The sequence below is a fragment of the Thermodesulfobacterium geofontis OPF15 genome (assembly GCF_000215975.1).
GTDB lineage: Bacteria > Desulfobacterota > Thermodesulfobacteria > Thermodesulfobacteriales > Thermodesulfobacteriaceae > Thermodesulfobacterium > Thermodesulfobacterium geofontis.
This window is the reverse complement of the sequence record NC_015682.1, coordinates 462025-481334: the sequence shown is the minus strand read 5'-3', so window position 1 is coordinate 481334 and position 19310 is coordinate 462025. Positions and strand designations below refer to the sequence as shown.

20 protein-coding genes and 1 tRNA gene are annotated in these 19310 nt (G+C 28.8%); 11 read left to right on the top strand and 10 right to left on the bottom strand.

Annotated elements, in window-relative coordinates; translation table 11 throughout:
• Window positions 1-28: 28 nt before the first annotated feature.
• The 6 genes from kdsA to tadA are packed head-to-tail and all read left to right on the top strand — an operon-like array spanning window position 29 to window position 4623.
• Complete coding sequence (gene kdsA, locus TOPB45_RS02485) at window positions 29-823, top strand: 3-deoxy-8-phosphooctulonate synthase (protein ID WP_013909280.1); 795 nt, start codon at window positions 29-31, stop codon at window positions 821-823.
• The gene (locus TOPB45_RS02480; protein WP_013909279.1) at window positions 810-1343 is read left to right on the top strand and encodes a KdsC family phosphatase; all 534 of its coding nucleotides are present in this window, start codon (window positions 810-812) and stop codon (window positions 1341-1343) included. Before kdsA ends, TOPB45_RS02480 begins: the two co-directional genes overlap by 14 nt.
• Window positions 1310-1792 carry an LPS export ABC transporter periplasmic protein LptC gene (gene lptC / locus TOPB45_RS02475; protein ID WP_013909278.1) on the top strand — a complete coding sequence of 161 codons (483 nt, stop codon included), beginning with the start codon at window positions 1310-1312 and terminating at the stop codon, window positions 1790-1792. The genes TOPB45_RS02480 and lptC overlap by 34 nt, the downstream gene beginning before the upstream one ends.
• A 2-nt stretch (window positions 1793-1794) precedes the next feature.
• Window positions 1795-2538: a RadC family protein gene (gene radC / locus TOPB45_RS02470; RefSeq protein ID WP_013909277.1), complete on the top strand. Its 744-nt coding sequence runs from the start codon at window positions 1795-1797 to the stop codon at window positions 2536-2538.
• Window positions 2535-4172: a 4-hydroxy-3-methylbut-2-enyl diphosphate reductase gene (gene ispH / locus TOPB45_RS08520; RefSeq protein WP_013909276.1), complete on the top strand. Its 1638-nt coding sequence runs from the start codon at window positions 2535-2537 to the stop codon at window positions 4170-4172. The genes radC and ispH overlap by 4 nt, the downstream gene beginning before the upstream one ends.
• The gene (gene tadA / locus TOPB45_RS02460) at window positions 4165-4623 is read left to right on the top strand and encodes a tRNA adenosine(34) deaminase TadA (RefSeq protein WP_013909275.1); all 459 of its coding nucleotides are present in this window, start codon (window positions 4165-4167) and stop codon (window positions 4621-4623) included. The genes ispH and tadA overlap by 8 nt, the downstream gene beginning before the upstream one ends.
• On the opposite strand, the gene TOPB45_RS08515 is transcribed toward tadA, so the two are convergent.
• On the bottom strand, window positions 4612-5490 hold the full coding sequence (locus TOPB45_RS08515) for a GGDEF domain-containing protein (protein ID WP_013909274.1): 879 nt from the start codon (window positions 5488-5490) through the stop codon (window positions 4612-4614). The genes tadA and TOPB45_RS08515 overlap by 12 nt on opposite strands.
• A gap of 147 nt (window positions 5491-5637) precedes the next feature.
• Between TOPB45_RS08515 and TOPB45_RS02450 the strand changes: the two genes are divergently transcribed.
• Window positions 5638-5727: transfer RNA gene (locus tag TOPB45_RS02450), tRNA-Ser, on the top strand.
• 24 nt (window positions 5728-5751) lie between these two features.
• On the top strand, window positions 5752-6702 hold the full coding sequence (locus TOPB45_RS02445; protein WP_013909273.1) for a biotin--[acetyl-CoA-carboxylase] ligase: 951 nt from the start codon (window positions 5752-5754) through the stop codon (window positions 6700-6702).
• Between the two features lie 3 nt (window positions 6703-6705).
• Here the strand turns inward: TOPB45_RS02445 and TOPB45_RS02440 are convergent, their stop codons facing one another.
• The 3 genes from TOPB45_RS02440 to TOPB45_RS02430 form a co-directional block, all read right to left on the bottom strand.
• Window positions 6706-7119, bottom strand: a complete 414-nt coding sequence (locus TOPB45_RS02440; RefSeq protein WP_013909272.1) for a hypothetical protein — start codon at window positions 7117-7119, stop codon at window positions 6706-6708.
• 21 nt (window positions 7120-7140) lie between these two features.
• Window positions 7141-8109 carry a sulfite exporter TauE/SafE family protein gene (locus tag TOPB45_RS02435; protein ID WP_013909271.1) on the bottom strand — a complete coding sequence of 323 codons (969 nt, stop codon included), beginning with the start codon at window positions 8107-8109 and terminating at the stop codon, window positions 7141-7143.
• A gap of 159 nt (window positions 8110-8268) precedes the next feature.
• Window positions 8269-9165, bottom strand: coding sequence for a universal stress protein (locus tag TOPB45_RS02430; RefSeq protein ID WP_013909270.1), 897 nt, complete (start codon window positions 9163-9165; stop codon window positions 8269-8271).
• A gap of 231 nt (window positions 9166-9396) precedes the next feature.
• Between TOPB45_RS02430 and TOPB45_RS02425 the strand changes: the two genes are divergently transcribed.
• A complete protein-coding gene (locus TOPB45_RS02425) occupies window positions 9397-9948 on the top strand; it encodes a HyaD/HybD family hydrogenase maturation endopeptidase (RefSeq protein WP_013909269.1) in 552 nt (183 codons plus the stop codon).
• Here TOPB45_RS02425 and TOPB45_RS02420 read toward each other — a convergent pair.
• Genes TOPB45_RS02420 through hypB form a run of 3 tightly spaced genes read right to left on the bottom strand, consistent with a single transcriptional unit; the run spans window position 9926 to window position 12001 of the window.
• Entirely contained in the window at window positions 9926-10267 is a 342-nt protein-coding gene (locus tag TOPB45_RS02420; protein WP_013909268.1) for a hydrogenase maturation nickel metallochaperone HypA/HybF, read from the bottom strand. The genes TOPB45_RS02425 and TOPB45_RS02420 overlap by 23 nt on opposite strands.
• Window position 10268: 1 nt before the next feature.
• Complete coding sequence (hypE, locus tag TOPB45_RS02415; RefSeq protein ID WP_013909267.1) at window positions 10269-11279, bottom strand: hydrogenase expression/formation protein HypE; 1011 nt, start codon at window positions 11277-11279, stop codon at window positions 10269-10271.
• Between the two features lie 5 nt (window positions 11280-11284).
• On the bottom strand, window positions 11285-12001 hold the full coding sequence (gene hypB / locus TOPB45_RS02410; RefSeq protein WP_013909266.1) for a hydrogenase nickel incorporation protein HypB: 717 nt from the start codon (window positions 11999-12001) through the stop codon (window positions 11285-11287).
• Between the two features lie 281 nt (window positions 12002-12282).
• On the opposite strand from hypB, the gene TOPB45_RS02405 reads away from it, so the two are divergent.
• A complete protein-coding gene (locus tag TOPB45_RS02405) occupies window positions 12283-13668 on the top strand; it encodes a hypothetical protein (RefSeq protein WP_013909265.1) in 1386 nt (461 codons plus the stop codon).
• Here TOPB45_RS02405 and folE2 read toward each other — a convergent pair.
• A complete protein-coding gene (gene folE2 / locus TOPB45_RS02400) occupies window positions 13665-14444 on the bottom strand; it encodes a GTP cyclohydrolase FolE2 (protein WP_013909264.1) in 780 nt (259 codons plus the stop codon). The genes TOPB45_RS02405 and folE2 overlap by 4 nt on opposite strands.
• A 108-nt stretch (window positions 14445-14552) precedes the next feature.
• On the opposite strand from folE2, the gene TOPB45_RS02395 reads away from it, so the two are divergent.
• Window positions 14553-17600 carry an EAL domain-containing protein gene (locus TOPB45_RS02395; RefSeq protein ID WP_013909263.1) on the top strand — a complete coding sequence of 1016 codons (3048 nt, stop codon included), beginning with the start codon at window positions 14553-14555 and terminating at the stop codon, window positions 17598-17600.
• On the opposite strand, the gene TOPB45_RS02390 is transcribed toward TOPB45_RS02395, so the two are convergent.
• On the bottom strand, window positions 17546-18619 hold the full coding sequence (locus TOPB45_RS02390; protein ID WP_013909262.1) for a sensor histidine kinase: 1074 nt from the start codon (window positions 18617-18619) through the stop codon (window positions 17546-17548). The genes TOPB45_RS02395 and TOPB45_RS02390 overlap by 55 nt on opposite strands.
• Window position 18620: 1 nt before the next feature.
• Window positions 18621-19295, bottom strand: a complete 675-nt coding sequence (locus tag TOPB45_RS02385; RefSeq protein WP_013909261.1) for a response regulator transcription factor — start codon at window positions 19293-19295, stop codon at window positions 18621-18623.
• Between the last annotated feature and the right edge of the window lie 15 nt (window positions 19296-19310).

Sequence of the window (19310 nt, the reverse complement as noted above, 5' to 3'; positions counted from 1 at the left end):
GGTTATTTTTTGATTATAAAATATTTTTATGGAAAAGAAATTTTTAATAATTGCTGGTCCTTGTGTATTAGAAGATTTTGATACAGCCTTCTATATTGCTCAAGTCTTAAAAGATTTGGTTCAAAAATATGATTTTGATTATGTTTTCAAAGCCTCTTTTGATAAAGCTAACAGGACATCTCTTTTCTCTTATAGAGGTCCTGGATTAGAAAAAGGGCTTTCTTGGTTAGAAGAGATTAAGGGGAAAGCTAAAGTAAAAATTACAACTGATGTTCATGAAACATGGCAAGTAAAACCTGTTTCTGAGGTGGTAGATATTATTCAAATACCTGCTTTTCTCTGTAGACAAACAGATCTGGTGGTAACTGCTTCTCAAACAGGAAAAACTATTAATATCAAAAAAGGACAATTTATGTCTCCTTGGGATATGAAATATGTTTTACAAAAAGCTCAAGCTTTTAATCCTCAAGAAGTTCTTCTTACTGAAAGAGGATATTCCTTTGGATATAGAAATTTAGTAGTTGATTTTAGATCCATTCCAATTATGAAAAATTTTGGAGTGAGGGTTATTTTTGATGCCACTCATAGTGTTCAATTACCTGGAGCAGGGGAAGGAAAATCTGGAGGAGAAAGAGAATTTGTCCCCTATCTTATAAGAGCAGCAGTTGCAGTAGGGGCTGATGGAATATTTATGGAGGTTCATCCAGAACCTGATAAGGCACTCTGTGACGGACCAAATTCTTTACCTTTGGCAGAAGTTGAAAATATTTTAAAACAAATAAAAGATCTAAGAAGTGTAGTAGAAAAATATGGAATATCCTGAAGAAATCTTAAAAAAGGCAAGTAAAATAAAGTTTCTTCTTCTTGATGTAGACGGAGTTCTTACAGATGGAAAAATAATTATAGATAGTCAAAATAATGAAATTAAACATTTTAATGTACTTGATGGAATGGGGATTAAGCTTCTACAAAAAATTGGTGTTGAAGTAGGAATTATCTCAAGTAGATTTTCATTAGCAATAGAACATAGAGCAAAAGAACTTGGGATTGAGGTTTTAATTCAAGGAGAACTTAAAAAACTTGAAGCTTACGAAAAACTTTTAAAGGAAAAAAATCTCAAAGACGAAGAAGTTGCTTATATAGGAGATGATTGGGTAGATCTTCCTATTTTGAAAAGAGTGGGACTTGCCATAGGGGTTCCTAATGCTTGGTATCCTGTTAATGAATATGTAGATTATGTAACCAGATATCCTGGAGGAAATGGGGCAGTAAGAGAAGTTTGTGATCTTATTTTAAAAGCAAAGGGAAAATGGGAAATTTTATTAAACTCCTATTTAGTATAATCACTCTTATTTTTTTATCTTTTCATAACATTTACCCCTTTCAAATTGTTTCTCATGATTTTGAATATGCTCTTTATAAAAATAATCAGTTTGTTTGGGGTTTTAAAATAAAAGAGTTTTTACAAAAAGAAAACGGAGATTTTGAAGGCAAAAACATTTATCTTATAAATAAAGAAAAAGGATTAGAAATTTGGGCAAATAGAGGATTTTATCAAAAGGAGGAAGATAAATTTATACTTCAAGAAAATGTCCACCTTGTTACGCTTTCCTATGGAGAAGTTTATACTCAAAAACTAATTTTTTATCCTAAAAAATATCTCATTTTTACAGACGAAGAAGTTATATTAATAAAAAAGGGCTTAACTATAAGGGGAAAGGGGCTTATATATGAAATTAAAACAGGAAACTTTAAAATTGAAGGAAAAACAAAGGTTAAGTGGAAAATTTAATAATGGCTATTAATAAAGAAAAAATTCTTCTTACCGCTTATGAAAAAGCAAAAGGGCATAGAAATAGAGTAAAAGAAAGATTTTTAAAAGAAGGACCAGAAACTTTTACAGATGAAGATCTTTTAGAACTTCTTCTTATGTTAAATCTTCCTTTTAAAGATACAAGAAAATTGGCAAGAGAACTTTTAAGCCATTATAAAACCCTTGATAATGTCCTTGATGCCCCTTTAGAGGATTTATCAAAATTTAAGGGACTTAAAGAAAAAGGAACCTTACCTTTAAAAGTAGTAAAAGAAGTTGCCAGAAGATATCTAAAAGCTAAGGCTTTAAAAACTGAATATCTTAGATCACCAGAGGAAGTTTATAATTATTTAAAATATGAAATGCAAAACCTTTCAAGAGAAACTCTAAAAACTATTTTCTTAGATGCAAAATCAAAGGTTCTGGGTATAGAGACCCTTTTTGAAGGAACTATAACAGAAAGCGCTATTTATCCAAGAGAAATTTTCAACAAAGCCCTTGAAAAAAAAGCTGTTTTTTTAATACTTGTACATAATCACCCATCTGGAGACGTAACTCCCTCTAAGGAAGATATTAGACTTACTAAAAATCTAATTTTAGCTGGTCTTCTTTTACAATGTAAAATTATTGACCACATTATTATAGGAAAAAATGGATATTTTAGTATGGCAGAAAAGGGGATTATAGAAAATCTTGAAAAAGAAATATTAAGTATTTTGAAATGAAAATAAGAATAGCAAAAAAAGCTGGATTTTGTATGGGAGTTAGAAGAGCTGTAAATCTTGTTTTATCTGCTTTAAACCAGGGAAAATATCCTATCTATACTTATGGACCACTTATTCATAATCCCCAAACCTTAGAACTTTTAAATAAACTTGGAGTTAAAATTATAAGAGATCTCAAAGATGATTTTCCTTCTGGAGTTTGTATTATTAGGGCTCACGGGATACCACCTCAGGAAAAAGAAGAACTCTCTAAAAAACACGAAATTCTTGATGGAACCTGTCCAAGGGTTTTAAAAGTTCAAGCACTTGCTAAAAAAGCTATTTCAGAAGGAAAAGAGGTAGTTATTATTGGGGATAAAGAACATGCAGAAATAAAAGGTATCCTTGGTGTCTTGCAAAATAAGGGATACGTAGTAAGTTCCTTTGAAGATCTTAAAAACTTACCTGGACTTAAAAATTATGTAATCCTTTCTCAAACAACTCAGGACGAAAAACTTTTTAAAACTCTTTCTCAAGCTATTCTTGAAAAATATCCCCAAGGAGAAATTATAAATACTATTTGTAAAGCAACTGAAGTAAGACAAAATGAAGTAAGAAACTTAAGTAAAATATCTTCTTCTATTATAGTTATTGGAGGAAAATTCAGTGCCAACACCAATAGACTTGCTGAGATTGCTAAAAAAGAAGGAAAGAAAGTATATTTGATAGAAAAACCTGAAGAAATCCCTTTAGAAGAAATCAAAAAAAATGGAATAGTTGGTATAACAGCTGGTGCCTCAACTCCTAATTGGCTAATTAATGAAGTAGTAGATTTTTTAAAATCTCATACCTCTAAATTTTATCTCTTTTTAAAATCCTTTTCTTTTCTTTCCTTTCTTCACTCCTTCAATTTAGTCCTTCTTTTTTGGGGCTTTTTAAATTTTACACACCCTTTTAATCCTAAAAACTTTCTTTTACTATGCTCTCTTTTTTCTTTTTTAATGTTAAAATATAACCTTGAAAATCTACAAAACCTAACATCCTTTGAATTCTATTACTCTATCAAAGCTATCTTTATAAAAAAGCATGAAAAATTAATTAAATTTATACTACCTCTTTTTTCTCTTTTCTGCATTATAAGTAGTATTCTATATAATCCGAAAGTTTTAGCTTTATTTATAGTTTTATTAATTTTAAATCAATTTTTATTTAGAAGTATTTTATATTTCATTATAGAGCCTCTTATTTTTACTATACTTATTTTATTTTTTTACCCTCTTTTTAACCTTTTATCTTTCCTAATTTTTTTACAAACTTTATTTATTTTAATTTTTTTACGTCTCTATTTTGAATCTATTTATTCCCAAACAGATGGCTTTTTACCCTCTAATTTTTTATTTTCCCTTTTTGGCTATAAAGAGGAAAGGCTCTATAAATTAATGCTATTTCTTATCTTTTTAGGTGCTCTTTTAACTTTACCTTTTATCTACGTTAAAAAAACTTATATTATTCTTTTATTATTGTGGATTTTTGCTTATAAACTTTATATTTTTTCTAAAAATAGACCACTTGGACAGATAATTTATTTAGAAAATTTGTCTTTTCTTTTACCTTTTACTTTTAATTTATTAAGTATACTTCTAAGTTATGTTTGATGAAAAAGATCTAATTTTTATGAAGGAAGCTTTAGTTGAGGCTGAACTTGCCTTTAAAGAAGAGGAAGTCCCTGTAGGAGCAGTAATTGTAAGCCCTGAAGGTAAAATAATTGGGAAGGGAAGAAATCAGATAATAAAACTTAATGATCCTACAGCTCATGCAGAAATTTTAGCTATAAGAGAGGCATGCAAAAATTTAGGAAATTTTAGACTTTTAGGTTGTAAAATTTATGTCACCCTTGAACCCTGTCCTATGTGTGCCTATGCTTTAGTCCTTGCAAGAATTGAAGAATTGATCTTTGCAACAAGAGATGAAAAAACTGGAGCCTGTGGAAGCATATATAACCTTGTTCAAGACTTAAGATTTAATCATAGAATAAAAATAAGAGAGGGTTTATTAAAAGAGGAAGCTCAGAATTTATTAAAAGAATTTTTTAAATTAAGAAGATAAGCTATTTTCAAAAACTTCTACTCTATTTTTCCCTTTTTGTTTTGCCTTATACATAGCTTTGTCTGCTTTTTCAATAGCAGTTAAAAGGTCTTCTTGAGGTTCATAAATTGATATTCCTATACTAACAGTAATTTTAAATTTAGGGCATATTTTATTAAATTTAATATCTTCTACCCTTTTTCTCAAGCGTTCAGCTAAAATCTTTCCTTCTTCTAAATCACATCTATAAGCTATAATTAAAAATTCTTCTCCTCCATATCTTATGACTTCATCTGTAATTTTAACATTTTTCCTCAAAGTTTGAGCAAGTTTTTTTAAAACTTTATCTCCTACTACATGACCAAAGGTATCATTTATCTCTTTAAAATTATCTATATCTATCATTAAAATAGTTGCAGGTCCGTTTATTTTTTTTATTTTGGTATTTATTATATTTAAATAGGCTCTATTATTTACTTCTGTTAAAGGGTCTATAAAAATTAGTTCTGGGAAATTTTTAGCAATATCTCTTATACTTAAAATACCTACAAGTTTTTTCTTTTGATTTACCACAGGCAAATGACTTATATTAAATTTTTTCATTAAAGAAAGGGCTTCTATATATGAATCATTAGGGGAAACAGTTATTAAGGAATTTTTGTCTTTATTTAACTCTTTTAATGCCTCCAAAATAGAATCAGTAAATAAATTTAAAAAACATATTCTACTTAAGTCTCTTAAGGTAACAATTTGATAGGGTTCTTTCTTTTGATCAACAATTATAACACTTCCTATTTCATTTTCTCTAAATATCTCAATTAGATCTTTTAAACTATTTTGCAAGGTAAGAGTAATTGGATTTGGTTTCATTATATCTTTGACTTTCATTCGCCTAAACCTTAAGGTCTTCTAAAAATTACTTTTAAAAATAATTTTTTTATTAATCACTTTTTTAAAATTTTGCAATATCTCATTTGAAAATTTGAATTTTTCAACTTCTTGACAGAATGAAAAGAAATTTTAAAGTTTTTAAAAGGAGGAGTGCCCGAGTGGACGAAGGGGGCCGACTCGAAATCGGCTAAGGGAGCAAATCTCCCTTCGGGGGTTCGAATCCCTCCTCCTCCGCATAAAAATTTTTAAAAAATCCCTTTGAAAAAAACAAAAAATACCAAACAGGATATTCTTAAACTTTTAAAAGAAAATAAAATTATCTCTGGCGAAAAAATAGCTAAAATTCTTAGTATATCAAGAACTGCTGTCTGGAAACATATAAAAGATCTAAAAAGAAAAGGATATCTAATTAAGGCTACACCTAAGGGCTATTCCTTAATAGATAATGGTGATTTACTAAATGAAGAAGAATTAGCTTACCTTCCCTATAAAGTCTATTATTATAAAGAAGTTACCTCAACCATGGATATAGCAAAAGAAATAGCCGAAAAAGGAGAAGAGGCTCTTATAATTGCTGAAACCCAAACTAAGGGAAAGGGAAGAATGGGAAGATTTTGGTATTCTCCAAAAGGTGGAATATGGATGAGCCTTGTTATTAAACCGTCTTTTTCTTTAAAAGAAGCCTATCTCCTTACCTATATAGCATCCTTAGCTACAGCTTTAGCTATTGAAAAAATAGCAGGAATAAAAGTTTTTTTAAAATGGCCTAATGACATTATTTATAAAGAAAACGATAAAGAAAAAAAACTTGCAGGAATATTATTGGAAGTGAAAGCTGAAATTGATAAAATAGATTACGCTATTATAGGAATAGGAATAAATGTAAATAATGAAATTAGCTCTCTTGTCCCAGAAGCTATATCTTTAAAAGAAATTCTTAAAAAAGAACTTAAAAGAAAGGATATAATTAAAGAGCTAATAAAGGAGTTTAAAGATTTATTAAAAGTGGAAAGCATTAAAATTTTAAATCTATGGAAAGATAAAAGCTTAACCTTAGGAAGAAAAGTAAAAATTATTCATCCTGAGGGAGAAAAAATGGGTTTAGCTTTAGATATTTCTGATGATGGAGCACTCCTTTTAAAAACTGAAGACACAAAAATTTTAAAAATCTATTCTGGAGACTGTATACATTTAAGGAATTTTCTTTAAAACTTAATGCCCCACTTTAAAAATACCAATAGCAGCAAGAATTAAAATTAAAACTTCTAATAAAGTAAGAATTGTATAAGCAGTATCCTTTTTCTTTATAAAAATAGGTAAAATCCTAATATAGCATAAAATGGTTAAACCTCCTAAAAAGACAATAGGAATATAGTTTAAATAATCGCCTTTATTTATATTTTTAAGCCATCCCCATCCTGTAGGAAGCCCGGTTTTTTCTATGAATTCGTGTGCTCTTAATTTCCAAAGATTAGGCAATTCATTTATAGGAATTTGATTAGGAAGAAGTCCTAAAAGATAGATTATGAAGGTTATTATAAGAGCAACTAATCCTAATTTCATTCCTATATCAAGAAGATTAGCATAAGCTATTTGTTCTTCTTTTACATATTTATTTTGGGTCATTTTCTACCTCCTCCTTAGGTTTTATGTCCAAATACCTAAACCTTTAAGTAAAGCTCTTACCCCTGCAAAACCGAGAACTAAAATTACAATCCATCTTACAATTTTAGGCTTTGTAATAGCAAGTACTTTAACTCCTACTACTGAACCAAGCATTATTCCTACAACACCAGGAACAACTATCATAGGAAGCACTGCTCCGCTATTTAAATATACCCATGCAGCTGAGGTATCAGTAATAGAAAGCAAAAATTTACTTGTAGCAACAGCTACTTTAATTGGTGCACCAAGAATAAGATTTAAAACAGGAACATTAGCCCATCCAGCTCCAAGTCCAAAAAGCCCTGCAATGATTCCAATTAAACAAAATAATCCAAGTCCTAAGGGTGTTCTATGAATTTTCCATTCAACTTCTTTTCCTATAGAAGGATCATAAAAAATACCACTAATTTGTAAAGCTTGGGAAAGGGCGTCTGGTTCTTTAACTTCTGGAAATTCTGATTTTTTTGCCATAGCCATTACAATAACAATAAAAATTATAGTAACTCCTAGGAGAATTTGAACTATATTAGAAGGAAGTTTTAATCCTATTAAAGCCCCTATTATAGAACAAGTTGAAGCAATAAGAGCCATAGGAATAGAAAGTCTCAAATCTGCAAATCCTTGCCTTAAAAGACCAGGACCTGCAGCTAATGCACCAGTTAAAGCTACAAAAAGACCAGCTCCTCTTACAAAATCAATATGAAAAGGGAAAAAACTACTTACTAAAGGAACAAAAAGAACACCTCCTCCTACACCAGCTAAAACAGCTAAAATTCCTAAAATAAAAGTAAAAATGAATAAAGCTAAAGGCCAAAACCACCAAGGAAGTGAAGAACTTGTGCTAACTTGTTGAGTTGCTTCTTTCACCTCTGCAAAAGATAAAGAATAAAGAATTAGAAAAATCAAAAATAATCCACAGATCCACCAAATCCATTTTTTAAATTTGCACATCTCCCTCCCTCCTCTATAAAAATTTTAAATAATTAAAATTATAATTTTCCCTCTAAAAAGTCAAAACCAAATTTATTTAAATTTTTTTAATTTTAAGAAAAATTTCCTTTTATAAAAAAATTTAAAAATTTTAAAGCATTTTTTCATAATTTTTTACAATTAAATTGCTCTAAATTCTAAACTTTTAGAAACCAATACTGGAATAGAAGCAAATGTAAGAACCTTTTCAGCAACACTTCCCATAAGTAATCTCTTCATTCCTGTTTTCCCATGAGAACCTATTACCACAGTCTCTATACCTTTCTCTTTAATAAAAGATAAAATTTTCTCTGCAGGATCACCTTCTCTTATATCAGTCTCTACCTTCTTACATAAATTTTCAGCCAATTTTTGCGCTCCCTCTAAGATGTTTTTAGCTTTACTATAAACCCTTTCTCTTAAATCAGGATATTCTGCAGAAATCTCTACAGGAATATCAACTACTGACAAAATAAAAAGTTCTGAAGAAAAAGTTTGTGCTATTTTACAGGCTTTTTTCAAAGCAATTTCACTGTAAATAGAGCCATCTATAGGAACCAATATTTTATTAAAAGATAAATTTGAACCTTCAGGAATTACAAGAATATCAATAGGAGATTGCCCTATAGTTCTTGCTACATTTGCTCCTAATAATTTCCCCATTAAACCTAATTCTTTTTTTCTTCCAAGAACTATTAAATCACAATTTTCGCTTAAAGCAGTATCTACAATTTTAATAAATGGATCACCCTCTTCTAAAACAGTTTTTACAATAACTTTTTCCTGATCCCCTATTTCTTTAGCCTTTTCTAAAGCCTCTTTAAAGGGTTTATAAAATTTCTCCAAAATATCTTCTTTAGAAGTAAATAAATATAAATCTCCTTCATAGAATTCTTCATAAAAAGGAACTACTGATAAAACAATAATCGGTTTACCATCCTCTTTAATATATTTAATTATCTCTTTTAAAGCGTGTAAACCTGAAGGTTCTGATCCACAAGCAACTAACATTTTTTCATAAAGTTGAAAAACCTTCATTTTTATTCCTCCTGCATTCTATTAATTTGATAATTTCAAAATACATTTCTTTCTCTAAAAAGTCAAAGTTAATTTTGACCTAATTGGCTTAATTTTGAATAAAATTAACTTTTATAAAAAAATTTAAAAATTTTAGAGCATTTTTTTGATAAATTTTTTTATTTTTCTTTATTTTTTATATTAAAACATTCTTATTAAAAACATCCTTATTAAAATTAAACTTGAAAATGTATGAAAATTAATATAAAATCCTTGGTGGAATTAAATTTAAAAAAAAAATTAGGAAAAATTAAGGTGTGTGAAACCAAAATTGTAATTTTAGGTATTGGAAATCTACTTCTTTCTGATGAAGGGGTAGGAGTTAAGGTAGTACAAGACCTATCTACCCATTATAAATTCCCAGAAAATGTAGAATTGGTTGATGGTGGAGTTGGGGGCTTTTCTCTTTTACATTATATAGAATCTGCTAAAAAACTTCTTGTTATAGATGCTATCTCAGGAGGAAAACCACCAGGAACAATTTACAAATTTAAAGGCGAAGATATTCCTTATCAAGTAATAGAAAAGATCTCTATGCATGAATTAAGTTTTTCTGATATTTTAAGCCTTGTTAAATTAAGAGATAAATATCCAGAAGAATTAGTTATTATTGGAATTGAACCCTATTCTTTAGAGCTAAAAATTGGGCTGTCAGAGGTGGTAGAAAAAAATTATGATAAACTTTTAGAGGAAGTTTTAGCTCAACTCAAAGAATGGGGAATTAAACCAATTCCAAAGTCTTAAGAAACATTTCTTCACCTGAGATTATCTGAGTATTAAACGATTTACAAAAAGGGCAAATAATATCCCATCTTTCTTTAACCGAGGTCTTACCACAATCTAAGCATTTTATTTTTAAATCTTCCAATTCTATAATTATTTCAGCTTCTTCAAGGGGACTACCTTTTTTAAAAAAATCTAAGGCTGTCTTTAGTAAATCTGGTTCAACTCCTGAAAATTTACCTATAAGTAAAACTGCTTTAGTAACTTTTTTTCCTGGATAATCTTTTAAAACATCTTCTACAGTTTTAAGTATATTTTGAACAATAAAATATTCGTGCATTTTAGCAAATTCTGGGAAAAAGTTCTCCTGAGGTATTTTCAAGAACACGCTCTGTCCCATAAAGGGTTTTTAAAATCACTTGAGGAAAGGAACTTTTTTCTAAAACTTTTCCTATAATTTGAGCAGAACTTCCTGAGGGATGATTTTTAAAAATCTCTAAAACTTTTTCAGCAAATTTTTCTGGAACTGAAAGAACCATTCTTCCTTCACAGGGAAGATGATAGGGTTCAAATCCAAGAGCTTCACAAAAAGCCTTTACTTGAGGTTTTACAGGAATAAGAGCTTCTTCAATTATAATATTTACTTGAGAGCTATAAGCCCACTCATAAAGGGTTGCTGCAAGCCCTCCCCTTGTAGGATCTCTCATAGCATGAATCTCTATTTTTGAATTAAAAAGTTCTTCTGCTAAAGGTAAAAGACTTTCGCAATCACTTTGTAACTCTATATCAAATTTAATTCCCTCTCTTTCTGCTAAGATGCATGCTCCATGATCTCCAATTGAACCCGAAACTATAATAACATCTCCTGGCTTTAAATTGGAACAAGAAATTCCTTTATAAACAATTTTCCCTATTCCTGAAGTAGTAATAAATATTCCGTCAATTTCTTTTTTAGGAACTATTTTTGTATCTCCTGCTACTATAAAAATTTTATTTTTTTCAGCCTCTTCTTTTATACTTTTAAGAATTTTTTCAAAATCTTCCATCAAAAAACCTTCTTCAATTATAAAGCCCACTGTCAAATAAAGTGGTCTTGCTCCAACTACTACAAGATCATTTATAGTGCCTGTTACTGCAAGTTTACCAATATTTCCACCTTTAAAAAATATAGGTTTTACTGTAAAACCATCTATAGTAAAAGCTAATTCTGAAAAACTATCAGTTAATATGGCAGAATCTTCAAGTTGATTAAGAATAGGATTAGAAAAGTATTTAAGAATATATTCTTTTATAAGAAAATAAGTTTCTTCTCCTCCTCCACCATGAGAAAGAAGAAGTTTATCAATTTTCATAGGTTTTACCTAAAATTGAGGTTTTTGCGATATTCATTAAATTTATCTTCTAAAAATTTAATCCACTCTTCAAAACCTATTCCATCTTTTGCAGAAAGAGCTATTATATGAGCCTTGGGATTTGTCTTTTTTATATCTTCCTTTACCTTATCTAAATCAAAATCAAAATAGGGTAATAAATCAACTTTAGTAATCAATACTAAATCTGAAACTTTAAAAATAAGAGGATACTTTTCTGGTTTGTCATCCCCTTCAGGAACAGAAAGAAGGGTTACATTTAAATGGGTACCTAAATCATAATTGGCAGGACAAACAAGATTTCCTATGTTTTCTACAAAAAGAAGGTCTATTTCATCAAGAGGTAGATGATGCATAGCTTTGTGAATTAAAGAGGCATCAAGATGACAAGCACTTCCTGTAGTTATTTGATAAACAGGGATTCCCTTTTTTCTTATTCTTTCTGCATCTCTCTCAGTTTCTAAATCTCCTTCTATTACTCCTAAACGGTACTTTTCTTTTAAAAAATCAATTGTTTTTTCTAAAAGAGTAGTTTTCCCTGCTCCAGGAGCACTCATAAGATTAATAGCATAAATTTTATGTTCCTCAAAATGTTCTCTATTATGCATAGCTTGGAATTTATTATATTTCAAAATGTCTTCAAAAACCTCTAATGCCTTTTTATCAGAACTTTCAGTTACTCCACACCCACATTCTTTACACATATTCCTCTCCTTTTAGTTTTTAAATATTTACTACAAATATAATATATTTTTAAAATTTTTTAAAGCAATTTTGGTAATTTCTATAAAGGCTTAAAAATTATTTAAAAATTTCTAAAAATTATTTAAAAAGATTTTAAAAAATTAAAAAAACTTATTTTATTCCTTTATAACTCTAATCAATTAAAATTTTTCAATTTTAATTCTTTCTAAAAAAATTTGACTTATCAAAAACTACCCTTATAAGTTATTTAAATTTAAAAATTGCAGGAGGTGTCTAAAGAATGAAAAAGAAATTATTAGGATTAATTGGAATGGGGATTTTTTGCTTTTCCTTAAAGGCTAATGCTGTTCAAATTAAAGTAAGTGAAGATACCTTTGCAGATTTGCAAGCACAAATAAGGGTTTTTTATTTAAATTTAGATAAGGGGGCTTATAGTTTTTCACCTACAGATATTATGAAACAATATAAAGATTATAGACAACAACAATTTCAAATTTACAAATATAGGCTTGGTGCAAAAGGGCAAATAACTAAATTAATAAGTTTTTATGGAAATTTTGACTTTAATGATAATGAAGGATATGAAGGTATGCTTTGGGAGGGAGCTATTTATTTTAATTTTCGTCCTGAATTTATAATAGGTGCTGGAAAAATAAGAACTCCTTTTAGTAGACACAATTTTATAGGTCGTCATAATAGTCCTGTTATGTCAAGTGATGGAGATTATTTTTTAGCCAATCAATTTAAAGAGGCTTTAAAACCTGTTAATCCTTATGAAGGTGGATATAGAGGAAATCAAGCTTATAAAAGAACAGATATGGGAATGATGGTTAAAGGCTCTATAAAAGATGGTTTAATAAAATACTTTGCTGGAATTTTTAGTGAGGATAGATCTAATAGTTCAAAAGTTTGGAGTCTTACTACTGGAGGTTTTGGGAATGTTCAAACAACAGGGCCTCAAGAATCATTTAAAAATTTTGAGTATGATGTAAGACTTGAATTTACTCCCACTTTTTGGGGATTTAAACAAGAGCCCAATGTTTTTGACCCTTCCTCAAGAGAATATCAAACCTATGGAGGAAGCCTTGATTTTATGACCTTTGGAATAGGATATCATCATGAAACCCATTTAGAAAATGCTAATACCAATAAATATGGTTCATCTTCTCTTACAAGAAAGGCTTATGCTGCTGATTTTGCCTTTGAAAAGAAGTTTTACCAAAAATATCTTATAGGCGCTGAGCTTGGATATATGTATTTTAAAGATACCCATTTTTATGAAGAAGTGATTAATAAGTATAAAAAAGGAGATGTTTGGACATGGTATGGAGAGATTCATCTAATATATGATGAAAAAATTGGAATTGGTTATCCAGGAATTGGATTTAGATATGAATATGTAGATGTAGACGGAAATTATAGGGATACCACAGGTAAAATTCATAAAGACCTTGTTTATGAAAGATATGGAGCATGCTTAAGCCTTTATCCTATAAGAGGCAAAAAAGGTATTGATGTTACTAATAGAATTGGAATTGGTTTTGATTATGTAAAGGCTGAAGATGCCTTAAAAGCTTATATAAAAGATAAAGCTGCTAAAACAAATAATAAAGGTTGGGATCCTACAAACTTTACTTGGTATTTAGGAATTTATGCTAATTTTTAAGATTTAGTCCTTTCTATAAAGGCATAGGCATTATGAGCATGAATTGATTCAAAATTTTCTGCCTCAACTGAAAACCAGGTAATTTCTGGATGTTCTAAAAGCTTTCTTGCAACCTCCCTTACTACATCTTCTACAAATTTGGGATTCTCATAGGCATGTTCTGTAACAAACTTTTCATCTGGTCTTTTTAAAAGGGAATAAACTGGACTTGAGGCAGAAGTCTCAGCAATTTCAATTAGTTCCTCTAACCAAATAAAATTCTTAAACCTTACTTTAATAGTTACTTTTCCCCTTTGATTATGAGCAGAATATTTACTTATACTTTTAGAACAGGGACAAAGGGTCATAACAGGAACCTCTACCCCTACTATTAAATCCTTTTTTTTCTGAGAATAGGAAGCTAAGATAAATGCCTGATACTCCATAAGACTTGCTATTCCACTTACAGGTGCTTTTTTTTCTAAAAAATAGGGAAAATACATTTCTATATGAGCAGACCTTGAAGAAAGTTTTTTCTTTAGCCTTTTTAAAAGCTTTATTACATTTTTCATATGAATTTCTCTTCCGAATTCATTTAAAACCTCAATAAATCTACTCATATGGGTTCCTTTAAACCTTGCAGGAAGATCTACATAAAGGTTAATTTCTGCAACTGTGTGCTGAATACCCTTTTCTCTATCAAGAACTTTTACAGGATATTTAAAACCTTTTATCCCTACCTTGTCTAAAGGAATCTTATTTTCTGGAGCTAAACTTTGTATATCTTCAAGCTTCATAATTAATTTTTAATTTAACTCTTTTTTAAAAATATCCGAATATAAAAAATACTATGATAATATGTATATTGACTTTTCATAAATTAAAAATATTTTTTTTAGGCTTATATGGATATTAAATTAAGAATCTGCAGTTGTCAAAGGGAAAAATTAAGTCTTTGGGAAAAATTTTCTGAGAATTTAAAAGATTTATTAAATAAAGAGGTAAAACTTAGTGTCTTTGAAAAATTTCCTCAGGATTTAGAAGAAGTTGATTTATTTTATGCCTCCTTTTCCCTTTCTTTACACTTAATTGAGAAAAACTATAGACCTATTGCTAAATTTAAAGATAAAATTGATCACTATTTAGCCATCTCTAAAAAACCTTTTTCAGAAATTAAAAAAGAAGAAAAAATTAGAATTGTTACTGTTAATCAAGCTATTTTTTATGCTCTATTATTTTATTTAGTTTTAAAATTTGATTTTAACTTTTCCAAAATTCAAGCAATCTTTAAAGATTTTTATGAAGAAGTTGAGGCTGAAATTCTTAATGATAAAGGTGATCTTTATATACTTTCAGAATTAAGAGCAAAACCCTATTTAGATAAATTTCCTTATATAGAAAAGTTTCCTTTTCCAATTACTCATTATTTTATGCTTTCCTCTGAAAGTCCCTTCTTTAACGAAATAAAAACTTCCCTATTTTCCATAGATAAAAAGATAATAAAAACTCTTGGTTTTGAAGAAATAGAAGAAGTAAATATATGGGAAGAAAATTTAATTAAATTCTTTTCTTATATAAGTAAAATCTTTCCTCAATTAATAGAAAAAGCTACTATCTTAGAAACCTTTTTAAATGCCCCCTTTTTTGGTATTGCTATATATCATGACACTTATCTTTATGTAAATCCTTATTTTCTTAAATTATTGGGATATACCCTTGAGGAAATTAAAAAATTAGCTGCCTGGGAAATTCTTTATTATGAAAAAGATAGAGAAGGGGTTAAAAAGGTTGTAGAAAGAAGATTAAAAGGTGAATACTTCTTTTCCCCTTATGAGCCCATAACATTTAAATCAAAAGATGGAAGAAAAATAGAAGTTCTTTTATTTGCCTCAACCATTTTTTATCGAAATAAATACTGTGGATTTATTATAGGAGTTGATATAACTGAGCTTAAAAAATTACAAAGATTTTTTAATCTTTTAAGAAAAGTTAATCAAATACTTATACACTGCAATTTTGAAGAAGAAATTTATAAAAATATATTACCTACTGTGCATGAATCTTTAGAATTAGAAGGAGTATGGATAAGTGATAAAAATGGAAAAGTCCTTTATTCTTATCCAGAAGATTTTAAACCCTCTAAAAATTTAATAATTACTACAACCGAAAAAACACCTTTTTTTCAAGATATTAACTCCTATTCCCTTGGTATCATCCCCCTTATAAAAGAGGAAAATATTATAGCTTTTTTAAATCTACTTTCCTCTGAAAAAGGCTTCTTTTCAAAAGATATTTTATCCTTATTAAATGAGCTTCAAGAAGATTTAAATTTTGCCTTAAAAAAAGTAAAATTAATTGAAAGAGATTTAACCTTAGGTAAGCTTGTAGAAAAAGCAGAAGAACTAACTATAATTGCTGATGAAGAAGGAAGAATTGAATATATTAATCCTTTCGGAGAAAAAATTCTTAGCTTTGAAAAAAAAGATTTACTTAAAAAAAATTGTTTTAAACTTCTTTTTATACCCGAAGAAATAATTAAGCTCAAAAAGGATACCACAAGATTTGTTATCTACCATAAACCAGATAGGATAAGATTGATCTTAGAATTAAAAATTTCTTTTATTAAGTTACCTACTAAAACTAAGGTAATAATTGTAGGAAGGGATTTAACTAAGGAATTAGAATTTGAAAAGGAAAGAGAATCTCTTCAATACCAAGACCTTTTAACTGGTCTTCCAAATAGACAAGGATTTCAAAGAAAATTAACTGAGCTTTTAAATATTCTCAATAAACCTTCTGTACTTTTTCTAATAGATTTTTATAGATTTTCTTATATAAATCATTTCTATGGATATGAGGTAGGAGATTACTGCTTAAAGGAATTGGCAAGAGAACTTCAAGATGCTATAAAAGATAAGGGGATTTTAGGAAGAACTGGAGGAGATGAGTTTTGCCTCTTTGTTATAGATATCACAAAAGAGGAAATATATGAATGGATAAAAATATTAGAAAATATTTTAAAAGAACCCATTTCTTATGAAGATAAAAGTATCTCCTTAGATTGGAATATGGGAATAGTTATATTTCCACAAGATGGAAATACAGTTGATGAACTTTGGAGAAAAGTCAATTTGGCTTTAGTTGAAGCCAAAGGGAGAGGTCCTTCTCATATAGAAATCTATAACACTGAAATAGAAAGAAAAGTAGAAAAAGATTTTAAAACTGATTTACTTATTAAAACTGCCTTTGAAAAGGATCTTTTTGTTTTCTATTATCAGCCCTATTTTGAAACAGAAACTTTAAAATTAGCTGGATTAGAAGCCCTTGTAAGAATTAAGAAAAATAAAAAACTTATTTTACCATCCGAGTTTATAAACTTTCTTGAAAATAGCCCCTATTTATCAGAATTTGAGTCTTTATGCTTAAAGAAAAATATAGAGAAAATTAAAAAGTGGAAAATACCTATTTCTATAAATGTATCCTCTCAAAGCTTTAAATCTGCCCAATTTTTAAATCTTTTAACCCATTTCAAAGAATTTTTTTCTCAATATCCCTATTTTTTAGAAATAGAAATCACAGAACACACCTTAGCAGAAAACATAGAGATGGCAAAAGAGATAATAGAAACTATTAAATCTTTAAAGATAAAAGTTATCTTAGATGACTTTGGGACAGGTTTTTCCTCTTTAAACTATTTGAAAGATTTTCCTATTGATCTTCTTAAAATTGATATTTCCTTTACAAGGGATTTGGTTAAAGACCCTAAAACCTATTATATTGTAGAAAGTATCATTAATCTTTCCCATTCTTTAAACATAAAAACTGTAGCTGAAGGAGTAGAAACAGAGGAACAACTTAAGCTTCTTAAAAAACTAAAGTGTGATTATGTTCAAGGTTTTTATTTAGCAAAACCCATGTCAGAAGAAGAAATAGAAACTCTTTTCAAATTATAAGGTATTTCTATTAATACTTCTAAGCCTCCTTGGGAAGGAAGATTAAATCTAAGTTTTCCCCCATGAGCAGATATTATTTTTTTAGTAAGAAAAAGCCCAAAACCTAATCCCTTTTCAGCACTTGATTTAAAAAAGGGCATTCCTAAAAAGGGAAGCTCTTCATAAGCAACCCCTGGACCCATATCTCTTATCAAAATATTAATCCAATCATTTTCTCTTCGGTAAACCTTTAAAATCACTTTTTCTCCAGGTGGGGAAAATTTAATAGCATTTTCTAAAGGATTTAAAATAGCTTGCATTAACCATTCTTTATCTCCCTCTATTTCTATATCCTCTGGTATATCCACCTCTAACTCTATATTTTTATCCTTACAAAGTGGGGTTACCCAAAAAATTACCTCCTCTATTGCAGGTTTTAAAGAAAAATTTTCCTTTTTTATTTTTAAATCCTTAACTAAATACTCTAAGGATGAAAATAGTTTATAAATTAATCTTTCAACCCTTTCTAAAGAATTTTTTAAAGCTTCAAAATCTTTTAAAAGAGCTTCAAAAGATTTAATTTCTTTTAGTTTTTCTTCCAATTTTTCTGCATAGTTTTTTACCATAGTAAAGGGTGTTTTTAATTCATGAGAAAGATAGGCTAAAGCTATTTCATAACTTCTTTTTAAAATTTTTTCCTCCTTTTTATCAATCAAAAGATAAGCTGCCGATTCTGGTGAAAGAAAAAGGACTTTTCGATCCCAATAAGAATCTTTTAAAAATAACTCTATTTGGTCTTTTTTCTTACCCCTAAGATCTCCTAAAATCTCAAGAGCCTTTTTGTTTTGCCATTTTATTTCATCTTTTTCAATTATAAAAAGAGGAAAAGGATAATTAGAGAAAAAATCTATCCAAAAATTAAGCTCTCTTTTTAAAAGGCTATTTTCCTTTTTAATTTTTAAAAATTTTTTGAGAAGAAAAAATATGGCTATTAAAAGGGCTATTATTAAGAAAATTAATAAAGAAAGGGGGATTTTCATTTTATATCTGAGCTAAACGGTATCCAAAGCCTCTAACAGTTTCTATGATTTTTCCATATTTACCAAGCTTGGTTCTTAATCTACAAATATAAGCATCTAAAACTCTTGAGTAATATTCCTTTTCTACAGGCCAAATTATTCTAATAAGCTCTTCTCTGGTAATAATTCTTTCTGAGTTTTCTACTAAGGTTTCTAAAATCTTATATTCTGTAGGTGTAAGAGTAAGGAGTTTTTCTTCAAGTAAAATAATCTTTTTTTTCTTATCCACTTTAAGGGGACCATAATTTAAAATCTCTTCTGGTTGTAAATTTCTTTTTAAAATTTTATTAGCCCTTATTATAACTTCTCTTAGACTAAATGGCTTAACCACATAATCATCTGCCCCCAATTCTAAACCTAAAATTCTGTCAAGCTCTGCTCCTCTGGCTGAAATTATAATTACTGGTAATTTTTTAAATTTAAGGGTTGAACGAAGATACTTTAAAAGTTCTAATCCGTCACCATCTGGGAGAATAAGATCAAGTATAACAAGAGATAGATCTGAAGAAGATAAAAGGTAAATGTAAGCCTCAGACAAAGAACTAACTATATGACATTTATAACCTTGAGAAGAAAAGCCCTCTGAAAGAATTTTTCCTATCTCTTTATCATCTTCCACTATTAAAATTTTTTCCATTTAATATCTGATTTT